This window comes from Stenotrophomonas sp. GW821-FHT02D01 (assembly GCF_059421765.1).
In genome coordinates, this window is the sequence record NZ_JBWKVP010000004.1 from 38352 (window position 1) to 55801 (window position 17450).

A 17450-nucleotide genomic window follows, 5' to 3' on the forward strand; every position below is an offset into this window, starting at 1 on the left:
TCCAGGCATCCCGCCGAACGCACCGTGGCAGTCCGCCGCGAGGCAACGACGAGGGTCACGCCACCGGGCATGGCCCAGTTCACCCACCTCCGGCCTGGCCGGGTGCAATCCAAGACGAGAAACCAAGATGAGCGACAAGGTTGTACACGTCGGCGATGCCGACTTTGATAGCGCCGTGCTGAATTCCAAGGAACCGGTGCTGGTCGATTTCTGGGCCGAATGGTGTGGCCCCTGCAAGATGATCGCCCCGGCGCTGGACGAACTGGCCGATGCCTACCAGGGCCGCGCCAAGATCGCCAAGGTCAACGTGGACAACAACCGCGCCCTGGCCGCCAAGTACCACGTGCGTTCGATTCCCTACCTGGTCGTCTTCAAGGACGGCGAGAAGGTCGGCGAGCAGATCGGTGCCGTTGGCAAGGCCCAGCTGGCCGGCCTGCTGGACAAGGCCCTGGCCTGATCCTGCGGGTGACCGGCAGCCGTTTTCCACGGCTGCCGGGCGGGCGCCCCGGCGCCTGACTGAATACCGTATCCGGCGCCCCTTGCGTGGCGCCGCGGGCCGATGATAGTGTCGGCACATCCGGCCGCGTTCGCGTGCCGCATCTTCTGGACGCAGTTTCTTCCAGACCCATTCCCAATGTTCGCCGCCCCAGCCGGGCGCTCGCACCTTCAAGCGAGGAATAACGCTCTTGTCCGATAACACTCCCGAAACCGGTAGCGCTGATGCGCCCGCCGAAAAGCGCGTGCGCAAAGCCCGCGTAACCAAGGCTGCCGCTCCGGCCGCCGCCGAAACCAGCGCTCCGGCGCAGCCTGCCCTGCCGCTGACAGCCGCGCCCGAGGCGCCGGCACCGGCCGCAGCGCCTTCCGCGCCGAGCGCACCCGCCGCCGAGGCCCCTGCCAGCAGTGGCGGCGGTGAAGGTGGCGAGGGCCGCGAATCCGGCCAGCCGCGGCAGTCGCAGCAGAACAACCAGGGCGGTGGCCAGAACCAGAACCCCTACAACCAGGGCGGCCAGCAGGGCCAGCAAGGCCAAGGCAACCGCCGTGACCGTTTCCGCAACCGCCGCGACCGTGATCGCAATGGCGGCGGCGGCGGTGGTGGCGGTGGCAACGGCGGTCGCTTCCGCGACGACGGCATGCCGAACGACAACGGCGAACAGCAGCCGTTCGTACCGCGTCCGCACGCAAACGTACCCGAAGGCTTCCCGGTCTATTCGCTGAGCGACCTCAAGCGCATGCCGGCCCAGAAGCTGCTGGAGATCGCCGAGCAGCTGCAGATTTCCGAAGGCGTGGCCCGTGCCCGCAAGCAGGACGTCATCTTCGCGCTGCTGAAGGTGCTGACCCGCCACGGCGACGGCGTTGCCGCCGACGGCGTGCTGGAAATCCTGCCGGACGGCTTCGGCTTCCTGCGCGCGGCCGAGGCCAGCTACCTGGCCGGCCCGGACGATACCTACATCTCGCCCAGCCAGATCCGCCGCTTCAACCTGCGCACCGGCGACCATCTGTCGGGCCGCATCCGCTTCCCGAAGGACGGCGAGCGTTACTTCGCGCTGTCGATCGTGGACACCATCAACGGTGAGCCGCTGGAAGCGTCGAAGAACAAGGTGCTGTTCGAGAACCTGACCCCCCTGTTCCCGCGTCGCCGCTTCACCCTGGAGCGCGGCAACGGTTCGTCGGAAGACATCACCGGCCGCATCCTCGACCTGATGGCACCGCAGGGCAAGGGCCAGCGCTCGCTCATCGTGTCCCAGCCGAAGGCCGGCAAGACGATGATGATGCAGCAGGTGGCCACGGCCATCACCACCAACCATCCGGACGTGCACCTGATCGTGCTGCTGATCGACGAGCGCCCGGAAGAAGTGACCGAAATGCAGCGCACCGTGCGCGGCGAGGTCATCAGCTCGACCTTCGACGAACCGGCCGCGCGCCACGTGCAGGTGGCCGAAATGGTCATCGAGCGCGCCAAGCGCCTGGTCGAGCACAAGAAGGACGTGGTGATCCTGCTCGACTCGATCACCCGCCTGGCACGTGCTTACAACAACGTCGTGCCGAGCTCGGGCAAGGTGCTGACCGGTGGTGTGGACGCCAACGCCCTGCATCGCCCGAAGCGTTTCTTCGGTGCCGCGCGCAACGTGGAAGAAGGCGGCAGCCTGACCATCATCGCCACCGCGCTGGTCGATACCGGCTCGAAGATGGACGAGGTGATCTACGAAGAGTTCAAGGGCACCGGCAACAGCGAAGTGCACCTGAGCCGTCGCATCGCTGAAAAGCGCGTGTTCCCGGCCATCGACATCAACCGTTCCGGCACCCGTCGCGAAGACCTGCTGATCGAGCCGGAGCTGCTGCAGAAGATCTGGATCCTGCGCAAGCTGCTGCATCCGATGGATGAAATGACGGCGATGGAATTCCTGCTGGACAAGATGAAGAACACCAAGTCCAACGACGAGTTCTTCGGTTCGATGAAGCGCTGATCGCGCGGCATTGATGGAATACGGAAAGGCCCCGCAGTGCGGGGCTTTTTCTTTCAGGCCGACGACGATCTGCGGCGCGGCAGGGTTCTATTGGCAGATCTGCCGGGGATCCAGCCCCAGGTCGCGGCAGACCCGATCGTGGACCCTGCACGCACCCCGCGACTTCGAACGGATCATATGCATCCAGATCGGCAGCGGTGAAACGTAGTACTCCCAGAATTCCGCCTGCAGCCGACCGCGCAGTACAGTGAACAGCAGGCGCGCCTCATTCGTGGCCCCACAGAAATAGGCGGCGAGTGCGAATGACTCAAGGCAAACCGCATGGTAGTCGTCGCCGTGGGCAGCGATGATCGAGTCAATGCGGCGCTCCAACGTCTCGGGCGTGGCGCCAGCCCACTTCAGGATGGCCTGCCGGAGCCAGGCGGCAGCGTCCTCATCGCGGAGGTGATGGGCGATCTGCCTGATGTCATCGATCTCCTCGGATGCACTCAGCGCATCATCCAGAATCGCCTGCGCCGCAACCACCAGCGAGCAACTTCCGGCAGGCGCGTTCTCCATTACCCAGGCGGCAAACTGGTAGTGTTCGCCCACCTCTCCCCCCCATCGTGCATATGTACCTCGCGCGTACTGCACAATGACCGAGCAGTGGAACGGCTGGGCCAGCATCGCCGCATCCATCCATTGGTCCCGATGACCGTCACCAGCACCGATCACCACATTGCAATGGATCAGGCCGGCCAGCGCCATCGCATGGCCGGGATCGTTCTCGATGATGCCGAGGAACTTCTCGTAGGCCTGATTCATTATCTTCGGAAACCTACGCCGGCGCAGGAACGGAATGTCCCTTACGTAGGTTTCACCACGGACTTTCCACGCGTTGGAGATGTCGACATAGGCCGAAAGCAGCGCTGGATGAGGCGACTGAGGCTTTGCCCGTGACCACGTCTTGAGCCATCCAGGCATCTGACGATCATCTGCCAGACGCCAGACCAAGCCCTCGTAGGATTCGGCAGACAATTGCGCAAGCTGCGATTCAAGCAACGAGAAATCTCCCGTTTTGAGATGCATGCGCGCCTGTGCAAGAGAAGGTTCGATGAAGTGAGGGACCATGCGCGCGCACGGAACCAGTCGGAGAGTCTGCAGAAGACGTCGCATGGAATTGGGCCCAGCCAAAGAAACCATGTTTCCAGCCTCGTGGCCCCCGTTCCATTCAACAAGTTGCAGATTGTCCCCGGATGACCAGCGGCTTCACTTCGCGGCCCGGTGATTTGGCGATAATCTGCGGGACAAATGCCTGACTCTCCGCCCCGACCGTGCTGGCCGGGCCGCCGATTCCCGCTGTTGCCCCATCCGGAGGATCCGGCGGGTCCAGCCCTGCCCGATCCTTCAACCGCATGCGCACACTGTCCCCCCGGCTCAACCTGGGCAAGCTGATCCTTGCCCTGGCCCTGCTCAGCGCCGTCATCGCCCTGGCCAATACGCTGCTTGCCAGCTATCGCGTGCAGCGCGACCAGCTGGTGGGCAACACCCTGGAAGCCAACCGCGTGTACGCCACCAAGCTGGCCGAGACCACGCAGAACTTCCTGCTGGCCGCGCAGCAGCAGCTGGCCTATGCCGCCACCCGGCTTGGCGACAGCGACATGGATCCGGCCCAGGCGCAGGATGAGGCCCGTCGCCTGCAGCTGCAGTCCAGCAGCTTCAACTCCTCGCTGGTGGTGGCCAACGACGGGCGGGTGATCGCGACCTCGCCGCAGAGCCTGCAGCTGCAGGGCGAGATCCTGCGCAGCGCTGGCAACAAGGCAGCATTGGAATGGCGCCAGCCGATGATCAGCGATCCCTACCAGTCGGCCACCGGCAAGCTGCTGATCTCGATCTCGCACCCGGTATTCGACCGCAGCGGCCAGTACCGGGGCTATGTCAGCGGCACGCTGTACCTGCGCCAGCGCAGTGCACTCAATACGCTGCTGGGTACGCACTATTACCGCGATGGTTCCTACCTGTACGTGGTGGACCGCCATGGCCGTCTGATCTATCACAACAACCCCAAGGAAGTGGGCACCTACGCATTGAACAACCCGGCGGTGAGGGAAGTGATGCGCGGCCAGCGCGGTGCGCAGCAGGTTCGCAACAACCACCAGGTGGCGATGCTGGCCGGTTACGCGCCCGTGGCGGCAACCGGCTGGGGCATCGTCGCGCAGCGCCCGACCGAGGCGACGCTGCAGCCACTGTCACGCCTGATGTCGGCGGTGATCTGGAATGCCATTCCGCTGGGCGTGTTGTCGCTGCTGATCACCTGGTGGTTCGCCCGCCGCATTTCGCTGCCGCTGTGGCAGCTGGCGCGCAACGTGCAGGACGGCGAAGACACCGGCAATGCGATCAGCCACGTCAATGGCATCCGCGCCTGGTACTTCGAAGTGGCGCAGCTGAAACAGGCCGTGCTGTACAGCTTCAATGCGCTGCAGGACCGCATCGGCACGCTCAACCGCGCCAGCCGTACCGATCCGCTGACCGGCCTGCTCAACCGTCGCGGGCTGCAGCAGGCGCTCGACGCGCTGCAGGCGCAGGGCCTGCCGTTTGCGATCCTGACGCTGGATATCGACCGCTTCAAGTCGATCAACGACAGCCACGGTCACGACGTCGGCGATGCGGCCATCGTGCATATCGCCGAACAGATGCGCCGCCATTCGCGCGAGACCGACGTGCTGTGCCGCGCCGGTGGCGAGGAGTTCCTGGTGCTGCTGCCGGGCGTTGGCATCGAAGCGGCCCGGCAGACCGGCGAGCGCCTGCGCCAGGCCATCGCCGACGAACCGTTCGCTCCGGTGGGCACCATCACCGTGTCACTGGGAGTGGCCCACTTCCCCAGTTTCCATACCGATCCGGAACAGGCGCTGCGCTTGGCCGACAAGGCCCTGTACCTGGCCAAGGAACAGGGCCGCAACCGGGTGGTGGTGTACCCGCACGCCGATTGAGCACATCGATTCCAGCGGGATGCGCCGGGACAGGCCCGGTGCATCCCGCAATCACGCATCAGCCCAGCGGGGTCAGCAGGCGCGGGCCTTCCTGCGCACGACCCACCATGTACACACCGCCTTCGGGCAGCAGATCGGTTCCGGCGACCTGGGTTTCCTCACCGGTCTTCCACGGCGCCTGCTGGCGCGGGCCGGGAATGTACGCGGTCCAGCGGCCGTAACGCTCGCTCTGCTTGTCGAAGAAATAATTGACCGGCACGCGCACGGTCCAGAAGTCCCGGTCCTTGTCCTCGCCGGTAGTGGGCGGGTTGAAGGTCCATTCGCGGGCGCTCCTGACACTGGCCTTGGCAAGCACGTCGCGCAGCTGGTTCATCGTACGCTCGGGACCGACCACGGTCAGGTTGGTCTGCTCGGCAATTACGTCAGCTACCTTGCCATCACGCCCTACCTTGACCAGAAGCATGACAGTGCCCTGCCCGCGGATCGATGCCGCCTGTGGTGGGTAGTCCGGTGCGCGCGTCTTCGCTGCGGTGACGTCATCGGTGCTCGGCGCACTGGATCCGCCGAGCTTGCCGAAGCGCGCATCAACCACCCGTACCTGCATGCTGTTGCCCTCCATGTTGCCGGCAATCAGACGCAGGTGGACGGTAGTACGGGCAGGCATCGGCTTGCCGTCGACCAGCGTCGGCTCAAATCGCCAGCTCTGCACCGCCTTGTCGACGAACCCCGCTACGCCAGCATCAACCTTCTCGCGGTGATCGAGCTGGAACCCTTCAACCTGGCCTTCGCGGCCGATGTCGATGACCCCGCTGAGGGTCATGCTGGCCTCGGCCTGCCTGCGTACCTCGCGCGCGGTCTGCGCATCGGCGGTATCGATCAGGGCGCCACCGCCAGACACCGCAAGGGCCAGTGCCAGGAAAAGAGAAGAACGCATCATTGCCGATCCTTGGTGATGAAAGCACCGAGATTACCCGAGTTCCTCGCCGTCGGCGCGACCAATCACGCCAACCGCTGCGCAGCCGAGTACGGTGGCGTGTCCGGATAATCGCCCGCCGCAAAGCGCGCCTGCAGTCCCTGCCACCAGGCGGGATCGAACAGATGGCGATAGTGCTCGCGCACCGCTGCCAGTTCCTGCGCCGGCAAGCCCATGAACGGCCCAAACCGCTCGGGGAAGACGTCACGCGGACCGACATGGAACCAAGGCTCATCGGCCATCGCTTCCTCTGCGGAGTTTGGCTTGGGCCAGGCCCGGAATACGCAGTCGCTGACCAGGCACAACTCGTCGTAGTCGTAGAACACGGCACGGCCGTGACGCGACACGCCGAAGTTCTTCGGCAGCATGTCACCGGGAAAGATGTTGTTGCGCGCCATGTCGGTGATCGCCTGCGCGTAGTCGAGTACCGCTGCGCGCACGGCCTCTCCAGCCTGTTCGCGCAGATAGAGATTCAGTGGCCGGAAGCGACGCTGCACGTAGCACAACGCGATCTCCACCTCGTCGCCATCCACGCGCACGCTCTGCGCGCACTGCTGCAGCAGCTCTTCCAGCAACGCCGGGGCAAAGCGTTCGCGCGGGAAACGCAGGTGCCGGTAGGGCTGTGCGTCAAGCAGGCGACCGACGCGGTCGAGGTTGAACACCAGGGCGTACTTTTCCTCCACCTGCTGCCGCGACATCGTCTTGGGCCAGGCGAAACGATCGCGGATCAGCTTGAACACCAGCGGGTAGCTGGGCAGGGTGAACACCGCCATGACCATGCCCGGCGTGCCTTCGGCATGCGCCAGACGCTCATTCGGGTATTCATTGAAGTGACGGAAGAACGTCCGGTAGCGCTCGGTCTTGCCCTGTTTGGCGCGTCCGAGCACGGTATAGATCTCGTCGATCGGCTTGCCCGGCAGCAGGCTGCGCAGGAACACCACCGCATCGCCAACCGTGCCCAGGTCGGCCTGGAAATAGCTGCGCGACACGCCGAACAGATGGGCCACATCGCGACGCCGGGTCAGCACGGCATCGGCGCGCAGGCCCCGGTCGTCGTTGACCAGCGCGATCACGCACGGCGAGAAGCGGTGCTCGCCGAACACGCGCCCGACCAGATAGGCGCGACGCTCGCGGTAGAACACGGTATCGAGCAGTTCGATGCTGCGTACCGGCGTGTCGCCCCAGTGCGCCAGATCGTCCTGCAGGCGCACGGCGATGGCGGCGGCACAGCGCAGCTGGTGCGCATACGGAACACCGAAGCGGTAGTCGGCCAGCACCCGTTGCAGCGCCTCTACCGGCCGCGTCAGCGATACCGCGTAGGTGTGCCGCGCCACCGGATGGGTGATCGCATCGGAGGGCTCGACATCGAAGGCGATGAACTCCACTTCCGGATCCACACCGCGGATGGCGAACAGCCGCCGCGACAGGGTGTTGTAGAAGGTCTTGTAGAGCTCGGCGTCGATCAGGCCCTGCAGCAGGGCGCTGAAGTGCGCGTGCACTTGCAGCCACAGCGCGCGTTCGCTGATGACGTCACCGGCCAGCCGCCGCAGCGCATCCATCTGCTCGGCGATGCACTGGTCGTACAGGGCGATGCGCTCCACCGCATCGTGGCGCGCTGCCGCCCAGTCGCGCTGCTGGAAACGCACCCGGGCACGCGCCGTGATCGCGGCGAAGCGGGCGTGATACTGCTCGAAACCATCGCGGATGGCGTCGGCGATGCGCGGCGCCAGTTCGGTTGCAGTGACAGGATCGGACATGCACGACGTATCCGGGGGAACCGACCTCACCATACGCTGGCGTGTGTGATGTCGTCGAGCGTGCAGACGGTGCCGCCCGCTGGTCGGCACCGTCTGGGCAACCCCTGGATGCAGGCAGTTGCCGGCCGCCGGCCGGCACTACCGTTCAGATAGCCAGTTCGGCCTCCACGTCCTGCACCTTGCGCCGCGCCAAGGCGAGGTTGGACTTGGTCCGGTCCAGCACGATGTAGAAGAACAGGCCCTTCTTCTTCGCCACCGGGCGCATGATGTGATACGCCTTGCCGAGCGAGATCAGGATGTCCTCGATGCCATCGTTGAGGTTGAGCGAGGCGGCGGTTTTCATCTTCGCGCGGATCACTTCGGTGTTGCCGGCGGCCGCCACTTCCATGTCCATGCCCGAACCGGCCTCGCCCAGCAGCATGCCGCTTTCGTAGTCGACCAGCGCCACGGCCTGCGCGCCATCGATACCCATCAGTGCAGTCAACGAATCATTCAATCCAGCCACGTTGCACCCCTCTCAATGTTGGTTCGAGCCCCTCGTTCCCCTGCGGCCGGGCTCACGATCCGCTGAGTTCGGCCAGGATCGCCTGGCCACATTCCCTGCTATGCCACAGCACCTGGCCGATCACGCTGCGCTGGTCGCAGGCCGCCATCAGCAGCAGCGGCGCTCGCCCCTCGGCCTGGATGGCCAGCATCAGCACCTTGCCACCGGCGGCCTCCAGCATCAGTGTCTGCAGATCGCCCAGTGCCAGTTCGCGCCCCACTGCTGCGGCCAGGGCCAGCATCGCGCTGGTCATCGCCGCCAGGCGTTCGCCGCGCCCGTCCGCACCAGCACTGACCAGGGCAAAGCCATCGACGCTGGCCAGCACCACGGTCCGCACCCCTTCCACCCGCTGTTGCAGGTCCTGCAGCAACGGCTGCAGGCGCTCGCGCTGCTGCGCGTCCGGCAACGGCGCGCCTTGTCCATCAGCCATGCGCGGCCACCAGTGCATGCGCTTCCATTTCGCTCATCAGTACGTCCATCAGCAGCAGTCCTTGTTCGCGATCACGGGCATCCACCGCCAGCAACGGCAGCGGCTGGCCATCGAGCCGGGCGCGTTCGGCCCAGTCATCCAGTGCCGCTGCCGGCACCTGGTCAAGATGGGTCACCGCCACCACCAGGGCCAATGCCGGACCGAACGGGCGCAGCACCTGCAGGTAGGCGTCCAGCTCAGCGGCCACCCCGGCACGGCGCGCATCCAGCAGCAACACCGCACCGCGCGCACCCTGCAGCAGGATCGGCCACAGGAAATCAAAGCGCTGCTGGCCAGGCGTGCCATACAGGCGCAGCCTCTCGCCGTTGGGCAGGTCGATATCGGCGTAGTCCAGCGCCACCGTGGTCGAAGCCTTGTCGGCACCCGCGCGGTCGCTGTTGGCTACGTCGGTGTCGACCACCGCACCGGCGGCGATGCTGCGTACCAATGTCGACTTGCCGCTGCCCATGCCACCGAGCACCACCACCTTGTGCTCACGCATCGCGATCACTCCCGCGCAGCGTCCGCCACAGGCGTGCGAGCAGGCCGTTGTCGGCAGTGCTGGCACGCGCACCCGCCAGCGGTACTGCAGGTGCGACCTGCAGCTGCGCATAGCCGCACAGGTAGGCGGCGTGGATGAAATCGCGCACGGCCGCGGCGGGAAGATCCAGCAGCATCGCGCATTCGTCCACCGTGCAGGCACGCTTGAGCAGCAGCGAACATAGACGGAAGCCATCGTGATCGTGGCCGAGCACGCGGAAGTCCGGCCAGCGCAGCAGCTTCACCGACGCCCCGCGCAGGCGCTCATCCAACGCCTGCCAGTGGCGGCTGCGCTGCGCCCATTGCCACAGCAACGGACGCAACGGCAGTCGCGTGCGGTCACCCGCCAGTGCCTGCAGCTGCGCCGGCAGCAGCGCATCCAGATACAGGTGCTCGAAGCCCTGCGCCAGCCGTTCCACCAGCACCGTGGCCGGCTCGTGCAGCAGCACGGCCTGGTCCTGCTCCAGATCCAGCAGCAGCAGCGGCTCTGCGCCCTCGCCCAGCAGCGCCTGGCCCTGCCGCGATGGCAGCCGCTCGCGCAGCAGGCGGGTGATCGCATGCGCGCCGTCAGCCAGGCGGATCGGTGTCGCTTCGGTGCCGGTCTGCATGCCGCGCAGCGCCCGTCCTATCGCGCCATCATCCAGCACGTCCTGGCCGCCATCGCCTTCGCGCAACTGGCCGCCGAGGTCCTCGATCCAACAGTGCAGGCGCGGGCGCTGCTGGCGCATGCGCAGTGCTGCGTTGCGCAGCGCCGGCGTATCCCGGATCACCAGCAGATCGCAGTCGTCCAGGTCCTGGCTGCGGCGGATCTGCCCGTCCGGCAATGCCGAGGCCAGCCGCAGCCTCTGCAGCAGGGCCTGTTCGCCCTGGATGTCGGTTCCCACTACGAGCACGCGTGCCATCCGTGTTCCCCGTGCGACCGCCTCCCCGGCGGTCTCGCATCGCCAAGGCTAGGCCATGGCTTGCCGCCATCGTCGTGATCGACTGCTCATATTGGTGGCAGTGGTGAATAGGCACGCATCCGTTCTGCGACGGCCATCGCGGGCAAGTTTCATGCCGTGTTGACGGCGTTCCGACAGATGACGGATTTCACGGTTCCGGGCCCGAGTACATCCACGCCATGGGTGGGGTCAGATCCCTCTGCGGTACAGAGGGATCTGACCCCAGGCCCGCAAAAAAGAAACCCGCGCCGGAGCGCGGGTTTCGAGGTCACCACCGGGCGGCGATGAATCAGCCGCGCAGCTGCTCCAGCGCGGCATTGAAGGTCGCGCTCGGACGCATCGCGGCAGCGGCCTTCGCCACGTCCGGACGGTAGTAGCCGCCGATGTCCACGGCCTTGCCCTGCACCGCGATCAGCTCGTCAACGATCTTCTGCTCGTTGTCGGCCAGGGCCTTGGCGAGCGGAGCAAAGCGTGCCTGCAGTGCGGCATCTTCGTTCTGCGCTGCCAGGGCCTGCGCCCAGTACAGGGCGATGTAGAAGTGGCTGCCACGGTTGTCGATGCCACCGAGCTTGCGCGAAGGCGACTTGTCGTTGTCCAGGAACTGGCCGTTGGCCTCGTCCAGTGCCTTGGCCAGCACGCGGGCGGCAGCGTTGTCGTAGCGGTTGCCCAGATGCTCCAGCGACGCGGCCAGGGCCAGGAATTCACCCAGCGAGTCCCAACGCAGGTAGTCCTCTTCGACGAACTGCTGCACGTGCTTCGGCGCCGAACCGCCAGCACCGGTCTCGAACAGGCCGCCACCGGCCATCAGCGGCACGATCGACAGCATCTTGGCGCTGGTGCCCAGCTCCATGATCGGGAACAGATCGGTGAGATAATCGCGCAGCACGTTGCCGGTCACCGAAATGGTGTCCTCGCCCTTGCGGATGCGGGCCAGCGAGAAGGTGGTCGCTTCCACCGGCGGCAGGATACGGATGTCCAGGCCGTTGGTGTCGTGGTCCTTCAGGTACGTCTCGACCTTGGCGATGACCTGCGCATCGTGGGCACGGGCGGCGTCCAGCCAGAACACGGCCGGGGTGCTGCTCAGGCGCGCGCGTTCGACGGCCAGCTTGACCCAGTCCTGGATCGGCGCGTCCTTGGTCTGGCACATGCGCCAGATGTCGCCCGCTTCCACGGCATGTTCGAACACCACGTTGCCGGCGTCATCCGTGACCTTGACCACGCCGTCGGCAGCGATCTGGAAGGTCTTGTCGTGCGAGCCGTACTCTTCAGCCTTCTGCGCCATCAGGCCGACGTTGGGCACCGAGCCCATGGTGGCCGGGTTGAAGGCACCGTTGCTGCGGCAGTCGTCGATGACAGCCTGGTACACACCGGCATAGCAACGGTCCGGAATGACCGCCTTGGTGTCCTGCAGCTTGCCTTCGGCATTCCACATCTTGCCGGAGTCGCGGATCATCGCCGGCATCGAGGCGTCGACGATCACGTCGCTCGGCACGTGCAGGTTGGTGATGCCCTTGTCCGAGTTGACCATGGCCAGGCCCGGACGCTGCGCGTACTCGGCCTGCAGGTCGGCTTCGATGGCGGCACGGGTGGCTTCGGGCAGCGACGGCAGGCGCGCGACCAGATCACCGATGCCGTTGTTGGCATCGAAACCGGCCTGCTTGAGCGTGTCGGCGTGCTTGGCGAGCACGTCCTTGTAGAACTCGTTGACGACCACGCCGAACATGATCGGGTCGGAGACCTTCATCATGGTCGCCTTCAGGTGCAGCGAGAACAGCACGCCCTGCGACTTGGCGTCTTCGATCTGCGCATCGATGAAGGCGGCCAGCGCCTTGCGGCTCATCACTGCCGCGTCGACGATCTCACCGGCCTTGACCGCAGTCTTTTCCTTCAGCACGACGGCGCTGCCGTCCTTGCCGTGCAGGGTGATCTTCAGCGCGCCGGCGTTGGCCAGGGTGGCCGACTTCTCGCTGCCGTAGAAATCACCCGCGTCCATGTGCGCAACGTGCGACTTCGAATCGGACGCCCAGGCGCCCATGCGGTGCGGGTGCTTGCGGGCGTAGTTCTTCACCGACAGCGGCGCGCGCCGGTCGGAGTTGCCTTCGCGCAGCACCGGATTGACTGCGCTGCCCTTGACCTTGTCGTAGCGCGCCTTGTAGTCGCGCTGCTGGTCGTCGGCCGGGGTTTCCGGGTAATCCGGCAGCGGATAGCCCTGGTCCTGCAGTTCCTTGATGGCGGCCTTCAGCTGCGGCACCGAGGCGGAGATGTTCGGCAGCTTGATGATGTTGGCGTCGGGGGTGGTCGCCAGCTGGCCCAGCTCGGCCAGGTCATCGTTGACCTTCTGCGCATCGCTCAGCAGTTCCGGGAACAGCGACAGGATGCGGCCGGACAGCGAGATGTCACGGGTTTCCACTGCGATGCCCGCGGTGGAGGTATAGGCGTCGACGATCGGCAGCAGCGACTGGGTGGCCAGGAACGGTGCTTCGTCGGTCAGCGTGTAGAGGATCTTGGACATGGGGGACTTGGACTCTGTAGCAGTGCTCAGGGGAAGGCCGGCGCCAGCGCCGGGCCACGTGCAACCGTGTCACTTTCCCCGCCGCCGTCAGGGTGGGCGCGCGCCGGGGAAACCCCTGCATTGTCGCGTTTTCAGCCGCGCGGGGCAAAGCCGTGCCATACGCGGCGGTACTGCACCCTGGCAACGCTGTGATCCATCCACGCGTGGCGTGGAGGAGATGCCGCGTGCGAGGCCCAGGTAGATCCACGCCATGCGTGGATGAGGCCTTCCCGCAAAGCCACCAACAAAAAAGGACGCAGCCTCGCGGCTGCGTCCATCGTGAGTCCAACCGGGAGAGAGTCGGCGGGACTTACTTGACCTCGAACTCCTGCGGCGTTCCGGCCGCCTTACCATCAACCATGACTTCGGCGCGGTACTTGCCGGCCGGCCAGCCATTGGCATTCTTGAAGGTGATGTTGGTGGTCTCTGCACCGCTGGTGTTCAGGGTTGCGTTCTGCTCACCGGCCACCTGGCCGTCCTGGAAGGTCAGCTTGGCGCCGACGGTGACATTGTTGGCCGCGCCATCGGTCTTCACCGAGACGATGACATCGTCCTTCGGCGCGAACAGGGCGGCCGTGGTGACCGACTTGTCAGCTGCGGCGGTCTTGCCGACAGTGACCGCCGATACCGCGACGGCCGACGCAGCCATCGGCGGCGGTGCGCCGGTCATCGGCGCGGGCGCCTCGGCCGGCGTGGTTGCCGCCGGAGCCGCGTTGTTGTCTGCGGTTTCTTCCTTCTTCTTGCAGCCCACCAGGGCGACGCTGCCCAGCAGCGCGGCCAGCAGGGCATTCTGAAGCGGGGTCGTCTTGATCATTCGGGGTTCCTCCAAGGATTGTTCGGACGGCGATTGGATCGCCGGTATTACTTCGGCGGCAGTTTCAGGGTCTGGCCCGGGAAGATCTTGTCCGGGTCGTCGAGCACATCGCGGTTGGCTTCGAAGATCTTCTTCCAGGCGTTGGCATCGCCCAGGTGCTGCTTGGCGATCTTCGACAGCGAATCACCCTTCTGCACGGTGTAGGTGCCACCGCTGACCACCTCGGCGGTACTGTCCACCGAAGCACTGACGCCGGAAAAGTCCGCCTTGGGGACCTGCTGGGCGGTACTGTCGACGCTGCCACTAACGCCGGAGAAATCGGCTTTCTTCTCGGTACTCATCCACACACTCCCGTCTGTATGACTACATGGCTGGCACGGTGTCATAGAGGTTGTTAAATGGGGATGGTGCCGATGTGAAGCCGCCCCCCGGGGCGGCTGAACAATCGGGGCCCAACCGGTAGCGCCGGGCCATGGCGGGCGGCTCTGCATATGGCCGCTGCGCTCGCCGGGCATGGCCCGGCGCTATCTGTAACCGCCTGCGGCGGTTACTGCCGCAGTTCGCGGTAGGTCGCGGCCGGGGCGGCAATGCCAGGGCTGGCGCGCCACGGGTTGATGTCCAGGCCACCGCGACGGGTATAGCGGGCTTCGACTTCCAGCCACTGCGGCCGGCAGCGCGCAGACACTTCACTGAAGATGCGCTCGACGCACTGCTCATGGAACTCGGCGTGCTCGCGGTAGCTGACCAGGTAGCGCAGCAGGCCGGCACGATCGATCTGCGGGCCGCGGTAGCGCAGGCTGACGGTGGCCCAGTCCGGCTGGCCGGTGACCGGGCAGTTGGACTTCAGCAGGGCCGAGACCAGGGTCTCCTCCACCAGCGCATCGGCGTTGGCCGACAGGTAGTCCGCCTGCGGCGGGCCATAGCAGTCGATGTCCACCTCAAGGCCGTCGATCGACTCGCCCAGCGGTGATTCGCGCAATGCCGGCAGGCCGAACGTGACCTGGACCGGGGCACCGGCGCAGGCCGACAGGTCGGCGACGAGGCGCTCGCGCAGGGCTTCGGCACTGTCGATGCGGGTGCTGTTGAGGGAGTTCAGGTAAAGCTTGAACGACTTCGATTCGATCAGCCGCGGCGAGGTGCACGGCACCTGCACGGTGGCGACGGCGACCTGCGGTTTGCCACGCGGGTCAAGCCAGCTCAGCTCGAAGGCGTGCCAGCGGTCATGGCCGACGAAGGGCAGCGCGGCCTCGTCCAGACCGATCTCGGCGCGGGCGCCGACGCGCGGGATGGGAAACAGCAGGCCGGGATCGTACTGCGACGGGTAACTGACCTCGCGACCGAGGCTGGAATCCTGTGGGGTGTTCATGGTGCTTATTGTATCGCGCGCAGAGCGGGCCTTCGGCCGGGTCGGCCAACGGCGGAGCCCCTCCGTGGTGGTTGTATTGGGATGATCGCGAAAGGCGGTCTATCGGCTTGGCCGGGTGGGCAGGCGGGTCGGGGGACGCCGTAAACCCGTCCATGGGGGCTTGGCCGCGGCATCCATGCCGCGGACACCCCCGCCCCGCCTGCCCACCCGGCCCCTGACAGTTCCTTGCGCGCGGCCACCACCACGGGAAAGATCAGAAAAATCAAAATCAAAAACCGATCCTTCAGACGTTCCTGACGCCTGCCGTGTCGACCAAGGTCGACACCCACCAGAAGCAGAATGTCGTTCCGACAGCTCGCGTGAACCTGTCGGGGGTGGGGCGGTGTGGGCCTGCAGGACCGTTGGCGCCATGGATGGCGCCATCGAACCCCCATGGATGGGTTTACGGCGTGTCCTGCAGGCCCACACCGCCCCGCCCAACCAGCAGAAATCCAGCACCGCTTCTGCCGTTGATGTTGCCGTTGCTTCGGCGGGTGCAGGGCTGCAAGCCCTGCCAGAAACCCTCACTCCGCCGGGGTGCCGGCACCGTGCAGGTAATCCAGACTCACCTGCAGCAGCGCACGCAGACCCACGTCCAGCGCCTTCTCATCCAGCAGGAACTTCGGCGAATGGTTCGCCGGCGCCGTCGCCGGGTCGATGCCCACGCTGGTGGAACCGACGAAGAAGAACATGCCCGGCACTTCCTTTGCGTACAGCGAGAAATCCTCCGCGCCCATCTGCAGCGGCGGCTCGTAGACGTTGTCCTTGCCCACCACCGCCTGCAGGCTCGGCAGCATCTTCGCGGTCAAGGCCGGGTTGTTCACCGTGGCCGGGTTGCCATCGGCCTCGTAGATCTCGGTCACCGCCTTGGCACCATGCGCGGCGGCGGTGTGCTCGGCCACATTCCGCAGGTCGGCGAAGATCTGTTGGCGCATGCCTTCATCGAAAGTGCGGATGGTGCCGACCATCTCCACTTCATCGGGAATGATGTTGTAGCGGATGCCGCCGTTGATCGCACCGAAGGTCAGCACCGCCGGCTGCTTGGACAGGTTGGCCCGGCGGCTGACGATGGTCTGTGCGGTGCCAATCAGGTCGGCAGTGGCAACAATCGGGTCGACGCCGTTCCATGGGGCCGAGCCATGGGTCTGGCGGCCGATCACCTTGATGCCGAAACGATCGGACGCGGCCATCAGCGGGCCACCGCGCACAGCGATCTGCCCTGCCTGCACGCTGGAGAACACGTGCAGGCCGAACACCGCCTCGGGCTTGAAGTCGGCAAACAGGCCTTCCTTCAGCATCAGCGCCGCACCGCCCTCTTCCGGCGGCGGCGCACCTTCTTCGGACGGCTGGAAGATCAGCATCACCTGGCCCGGCAGGTCCTTCTTCATCGCCACCAGCGCTTCGGCCACGCCCAGCAGGGTGGCGGTGTGCGCGTCATGGCCACAGGCATGCATCACGCCTACGGTCTGCCCGCGGTACTGCGCGGTGGCCTTGGAGGCGAACGGCAGCCCGGTCTGCTCGGTCACCGGCAGTGCGTCCATGTCCGCGCGCAGGGCGATCTTCGGCCCCGGCTTGCCGCCTTCGATGATCGCCACCACGCCGTGGTGGGCAATGCCGGTCTTCGGCTTCAGGCCCATCGCACGCAGGCGCTTGGCGACCTCGGCGGAGGTGCGCTCCTCGCGGTTGGAGAGTTCCGGGTGCTGATGGAAATCGCGGCGCCATTCAACCACCTTGGCCTGCAGGCGCTGCGCGGCGGCGGTCACTTCCGGGCGCTGCGCGTCCTCGGCGTGGGCAAGGGCCGGCAGGGCCAGCAGCAGGGCGGACAGCAGCAACGAACGGCGCATCTCGATCTCCACGGAAGGGGTCTGCACCTGAATGTAGGGCAACCTTGCCGTTACGGGAACCTCCAGCGTCGTCCATCTGTCTGAGCGCCCGTCCCATCCGTCATGCAGGAAACCCGGTGGGCCACAGGTATGCTTTGCGCATTGCCACCCGGGGTTGCACCCCGTCCAGCCCTCTTGG

Annotated in this window: 15 protein-coding genes; 3 read left to right on the plus strand and 12 right to left on the minus strand. The window is 65.9% G+C overall.

What is annotated here, in order from left to right:
* Positions 1-127: 127 nt before the first annotated feature.
* A complete protein-coding gene (gene trxA / locus AC07UW_RS09850; protein ID WP_025878607.1) occupies positions 128-457 on the plus strand; it encodes a thioredoxin in 330 nt (109 codons plus the stop codon).
* Between the two features lie 229 nt (positions 458-686).
* Positions 687-2465 carry a transcription termination factor Rho gene (rho, locus tag AC07UW_RS09855; protein ID WP_223496882.1) on the plus strand — a complete coding sequence of 593 codons (1779 nt, stop codon included), beginning with the start codon at positions 687-689 and terminating at the stop codon, positions 2463-2465.
* An 87-nt stretch (positions 2466-2552) separates the two neighbouring features.
* Here the strand turns inward: rho and AC07UW_RS09860 are convergent, their stop codons facing one another.
* Positions 2553-3575: a hypothetical protein gene (locus AC07UW_RS09860; protein WP_495211957.1), complete on the minus strand. Its 1023-nt coding sequence runs from the start codon at positions 3573-3575 to the stop codon at positions 2553-2555.
* A 284-nt stretch (positions 3576-3859) separates the two neighbouring features.
* Here AC07UW_RS09860 and AC07UW_RS09865 point away from each other — a divergent pair, with 284 nt between their 5' ends.
* Positions 3860-5434 (plus strand): sensor domain-containing diguanylate cyclase, encoded by a 1575-nt coding sequence (locus AC07UW_RS09865; protein ID WP_495211958.1) that lies wholly within the window; start codon positions 3860-3862, stop codon positions 5432-5434.
* Between the two features lie 58 nt (positions 5435-5492).
* On the opposite strand, the gene AC07UW_RS09870 is transcribed toward AC07UW_RS09865, so the two are convergent.
* The 11 genes from AC07UW_RS09870 to AC07UW_RS09920 form a co-directional block, all read right to left on the minus strand.
* A complete protein-coding gene (locus tag AC07UW_RS09870; protein ID WP_495211959.1) occupies positions 5493-6368 on the minus strand; it encodes an energy transducer TonB in 876 nt (291 codons plus the stop codon).
* A 65-nt stretch (positions 6369-6433) separates the two neighbouring features.
* On the minus strand, positions 6434-8164 hold the full coding sequence (gene aceK / locus AC07UW_RS09875) for a bifunctional isocitrate dehydrogenase kinase/phosphatase (RefSeq protein ID WP_495211960.1): 1731 nt from the start codon (positions 8162-8164) through the stop codon (positions 6434-6436).
* A gap of 145 nt (positions 8165-8309) precedes the next feature.
* A complete protein-coding gene (locus AC07UW_RS09880) occupies positions 8310-8669 on the minus strand; it encodes a hypothetical protein (protein ID WP_025878601.1) in 360 nt (119 codons plus the stop codon).
* A gap of 52 nt (positions 8670-8721) precedes the next feature.
* Positions 8722-9138 (minus strand): roadblock/LC7 domain-containing protein, encoded by a 417-nt coding sequence (locus AC07UW_RS09885; protein ID WP_495211961.1) that lies wholly within the window; start codon positions 9136-9138, stop codon positions 8722-8724.
* Complete coding sequence (locus tag AC07UW_RS09890; protein ID WP_025878599.1) at positions 9131-9679, minus strand: GTP-binding protein; 549 nt, start codon at positions 9677-9679, stop codon at positions 9131-9133. The genes AC07UW_RS09885 and AC07UW_RS09890 overlap by 8 nt, the downstream gene beginning before the upstream one ends.
* Positions 9672-10619, minus strand: a complete 948-nt coding sequence (locus AC07UW_RS09895) for a hypothetical protein (protein WP_495211962.1) — start codon at positions 10617-10619, stop codon at positions 9672-9674. The genes AC07UW_RS09890 and AC07UW_RS09895 overlap by 8 nt, the downstream gene beginning before the upstream one ends.
* 328 nt (positions 10620-10947) lie before the next feature.
* Positions 10948-13170 (minus strand): NADP-dependent isocitrate dehydrogenase, encoded by a 2223-nt coding sequence (locus AC07UW_RS09900; protein WP_363733981.1) that lies wholly within the window; start codon positions 13168-13170, stop codon positions 10948-10950.
* Between the two features lie 349 nt (positions 13171-13519).
* Positions 13520-14023: a hypothetical protein gene (locus AC07UW_RS09905; RefSeq protein WP_025878596.1), complete on the minus strand. Its 504-nt coding sequence runs from the start codon at positions 14021-14023 to the stop codon at positions 13520-13522.
* Between the two features lie 47 nt (positions 14024-14070).
* Entirely contained in the window at positions 14071-14364 is a 294-nt protein-coding gene (locus AC07UW_RS09910) for a LysM peptidoglycan-binding domain-containing protein (protein ID WP_025878595.1), read from the minus strand.
* A gap of 206 nt (positions 14365-14570) precedes the next feature.
* A complete protein-coding gene (gene queF, locus AC07UW_RS09915) occupies positions 14571-15389 on the minus strand; it encodes an NADPH-dependent 7-cyano-7-deazaguanine reductase QueF (RefSeq protein WP_032976417.1) in 819 nt (272 codons plus the stop codon).
* 563 nt (positions 15390-15952) lie between these two features.
* Positions 15953-17272, minus strand: coding sequence for a M20 family metallopeptidase (locus AC07UW_RS09920; RefSeq protein ID WP_495211963.1), 1320 nt, complete (start codon positions 17270-17272; stop codon positions 15953-15955).
* Positions 17273-17450: the final 178 nt, after the last annotated feature.

Bases quoted from the DNA above. Each gene is read 5' to 3' on its own strand.
- trxA (WP_025878607.1), top strand. From the start codon at position 128: ATGAGCGACAAGGTTGTACACGTCGGCGATGCCGACTTTGATAGCGCC.
- AC07UW_RS09860 (WP_495211957.1), bottom strand. From the start codon at position 3,575: ATGGTCCCTCACTTCATCGAACCTTCTCTTGCACAGGCGCGCATGCAT.
- AC07UW_RS09865 (WP_495211958.1), top strand. From the start codon at position 3,860: ATGCGCACACTGTCCCCCCGGCTCAACCTGGGCAAGCTGATCCTTGCC.
- AC07UW_RS09870 (WP_495211959.1), bottom strand. From the start codon at position 6,368: ATGCGTTCTTCTCTTTTCCTGGCACTGGCCCTTGCGGTGTCTGGCGGT.
- aceK (WP_495211960.1), bottom strand. From the start codon at position 8,164: ATGTCCGATCCTGTCACTGCAACCGAACTGGCGCCGCGCATCGCCGAC.
- AC07UW_RS09885 (WP_495211961.1), bottom strand. From the start codon at position 9,138: ATGGCTGATGGACAAGGCGCGCCGTTGCCGGACGCGCAGCAGCGCGAG.
- AC07UW_RS09890 (WP_025878599.1), bottom strand. From the start codon at position 9,679: ATGCGTGAGCACAAGGTGGTGGTGCTCGGTGGCATGGGCAGCGGCAAG.
- AC07UW_RS09895 (WP_495211962.1), bottom strand. From the start codon at position 10,619: ATGGCACGCGTGCTCGTAGTGGGAACCGACATCCAGGGCGAACAGGCC.
- AC07UW_RS09900 (WP_363733981.1), bottom strand. From the start codon at position 13,170: ATGTCCAAGATCCTCTACACGCTGACCGACGAAGCACCGTTCCTGGCC.
- AC07UW_RS09905 (WP_025878596.1), bottom strand. From the start codon at position 14,023: ATGATCAAGACGACCCCGCTTCAGAATGCCCTGCTGGCCGCGCTGCTG.
- AC07UW_RS09910 (WP_025878595.1), bottom strand. From the start codon at position 14,364: ATGAGTACCGAGAAGAAAGCCGATTTCTCCGGCGTTAGTGGCAGCGTC.
- queF (WP_032976417.1), bottom strand. From the start codon at position 15,389: ATGAACACCCCACAGGATTCCAGCCTCGGTCGCGAGGTCAGTTACCCG.
- AC07UW_RS09920 (WP_495211963.1), bottom strand. From the start codon at position 17,272: ATGCGCCGTTCGTTGCTGCTGTCCGCCCTGCTGCTGGCCCTGCCGGCC.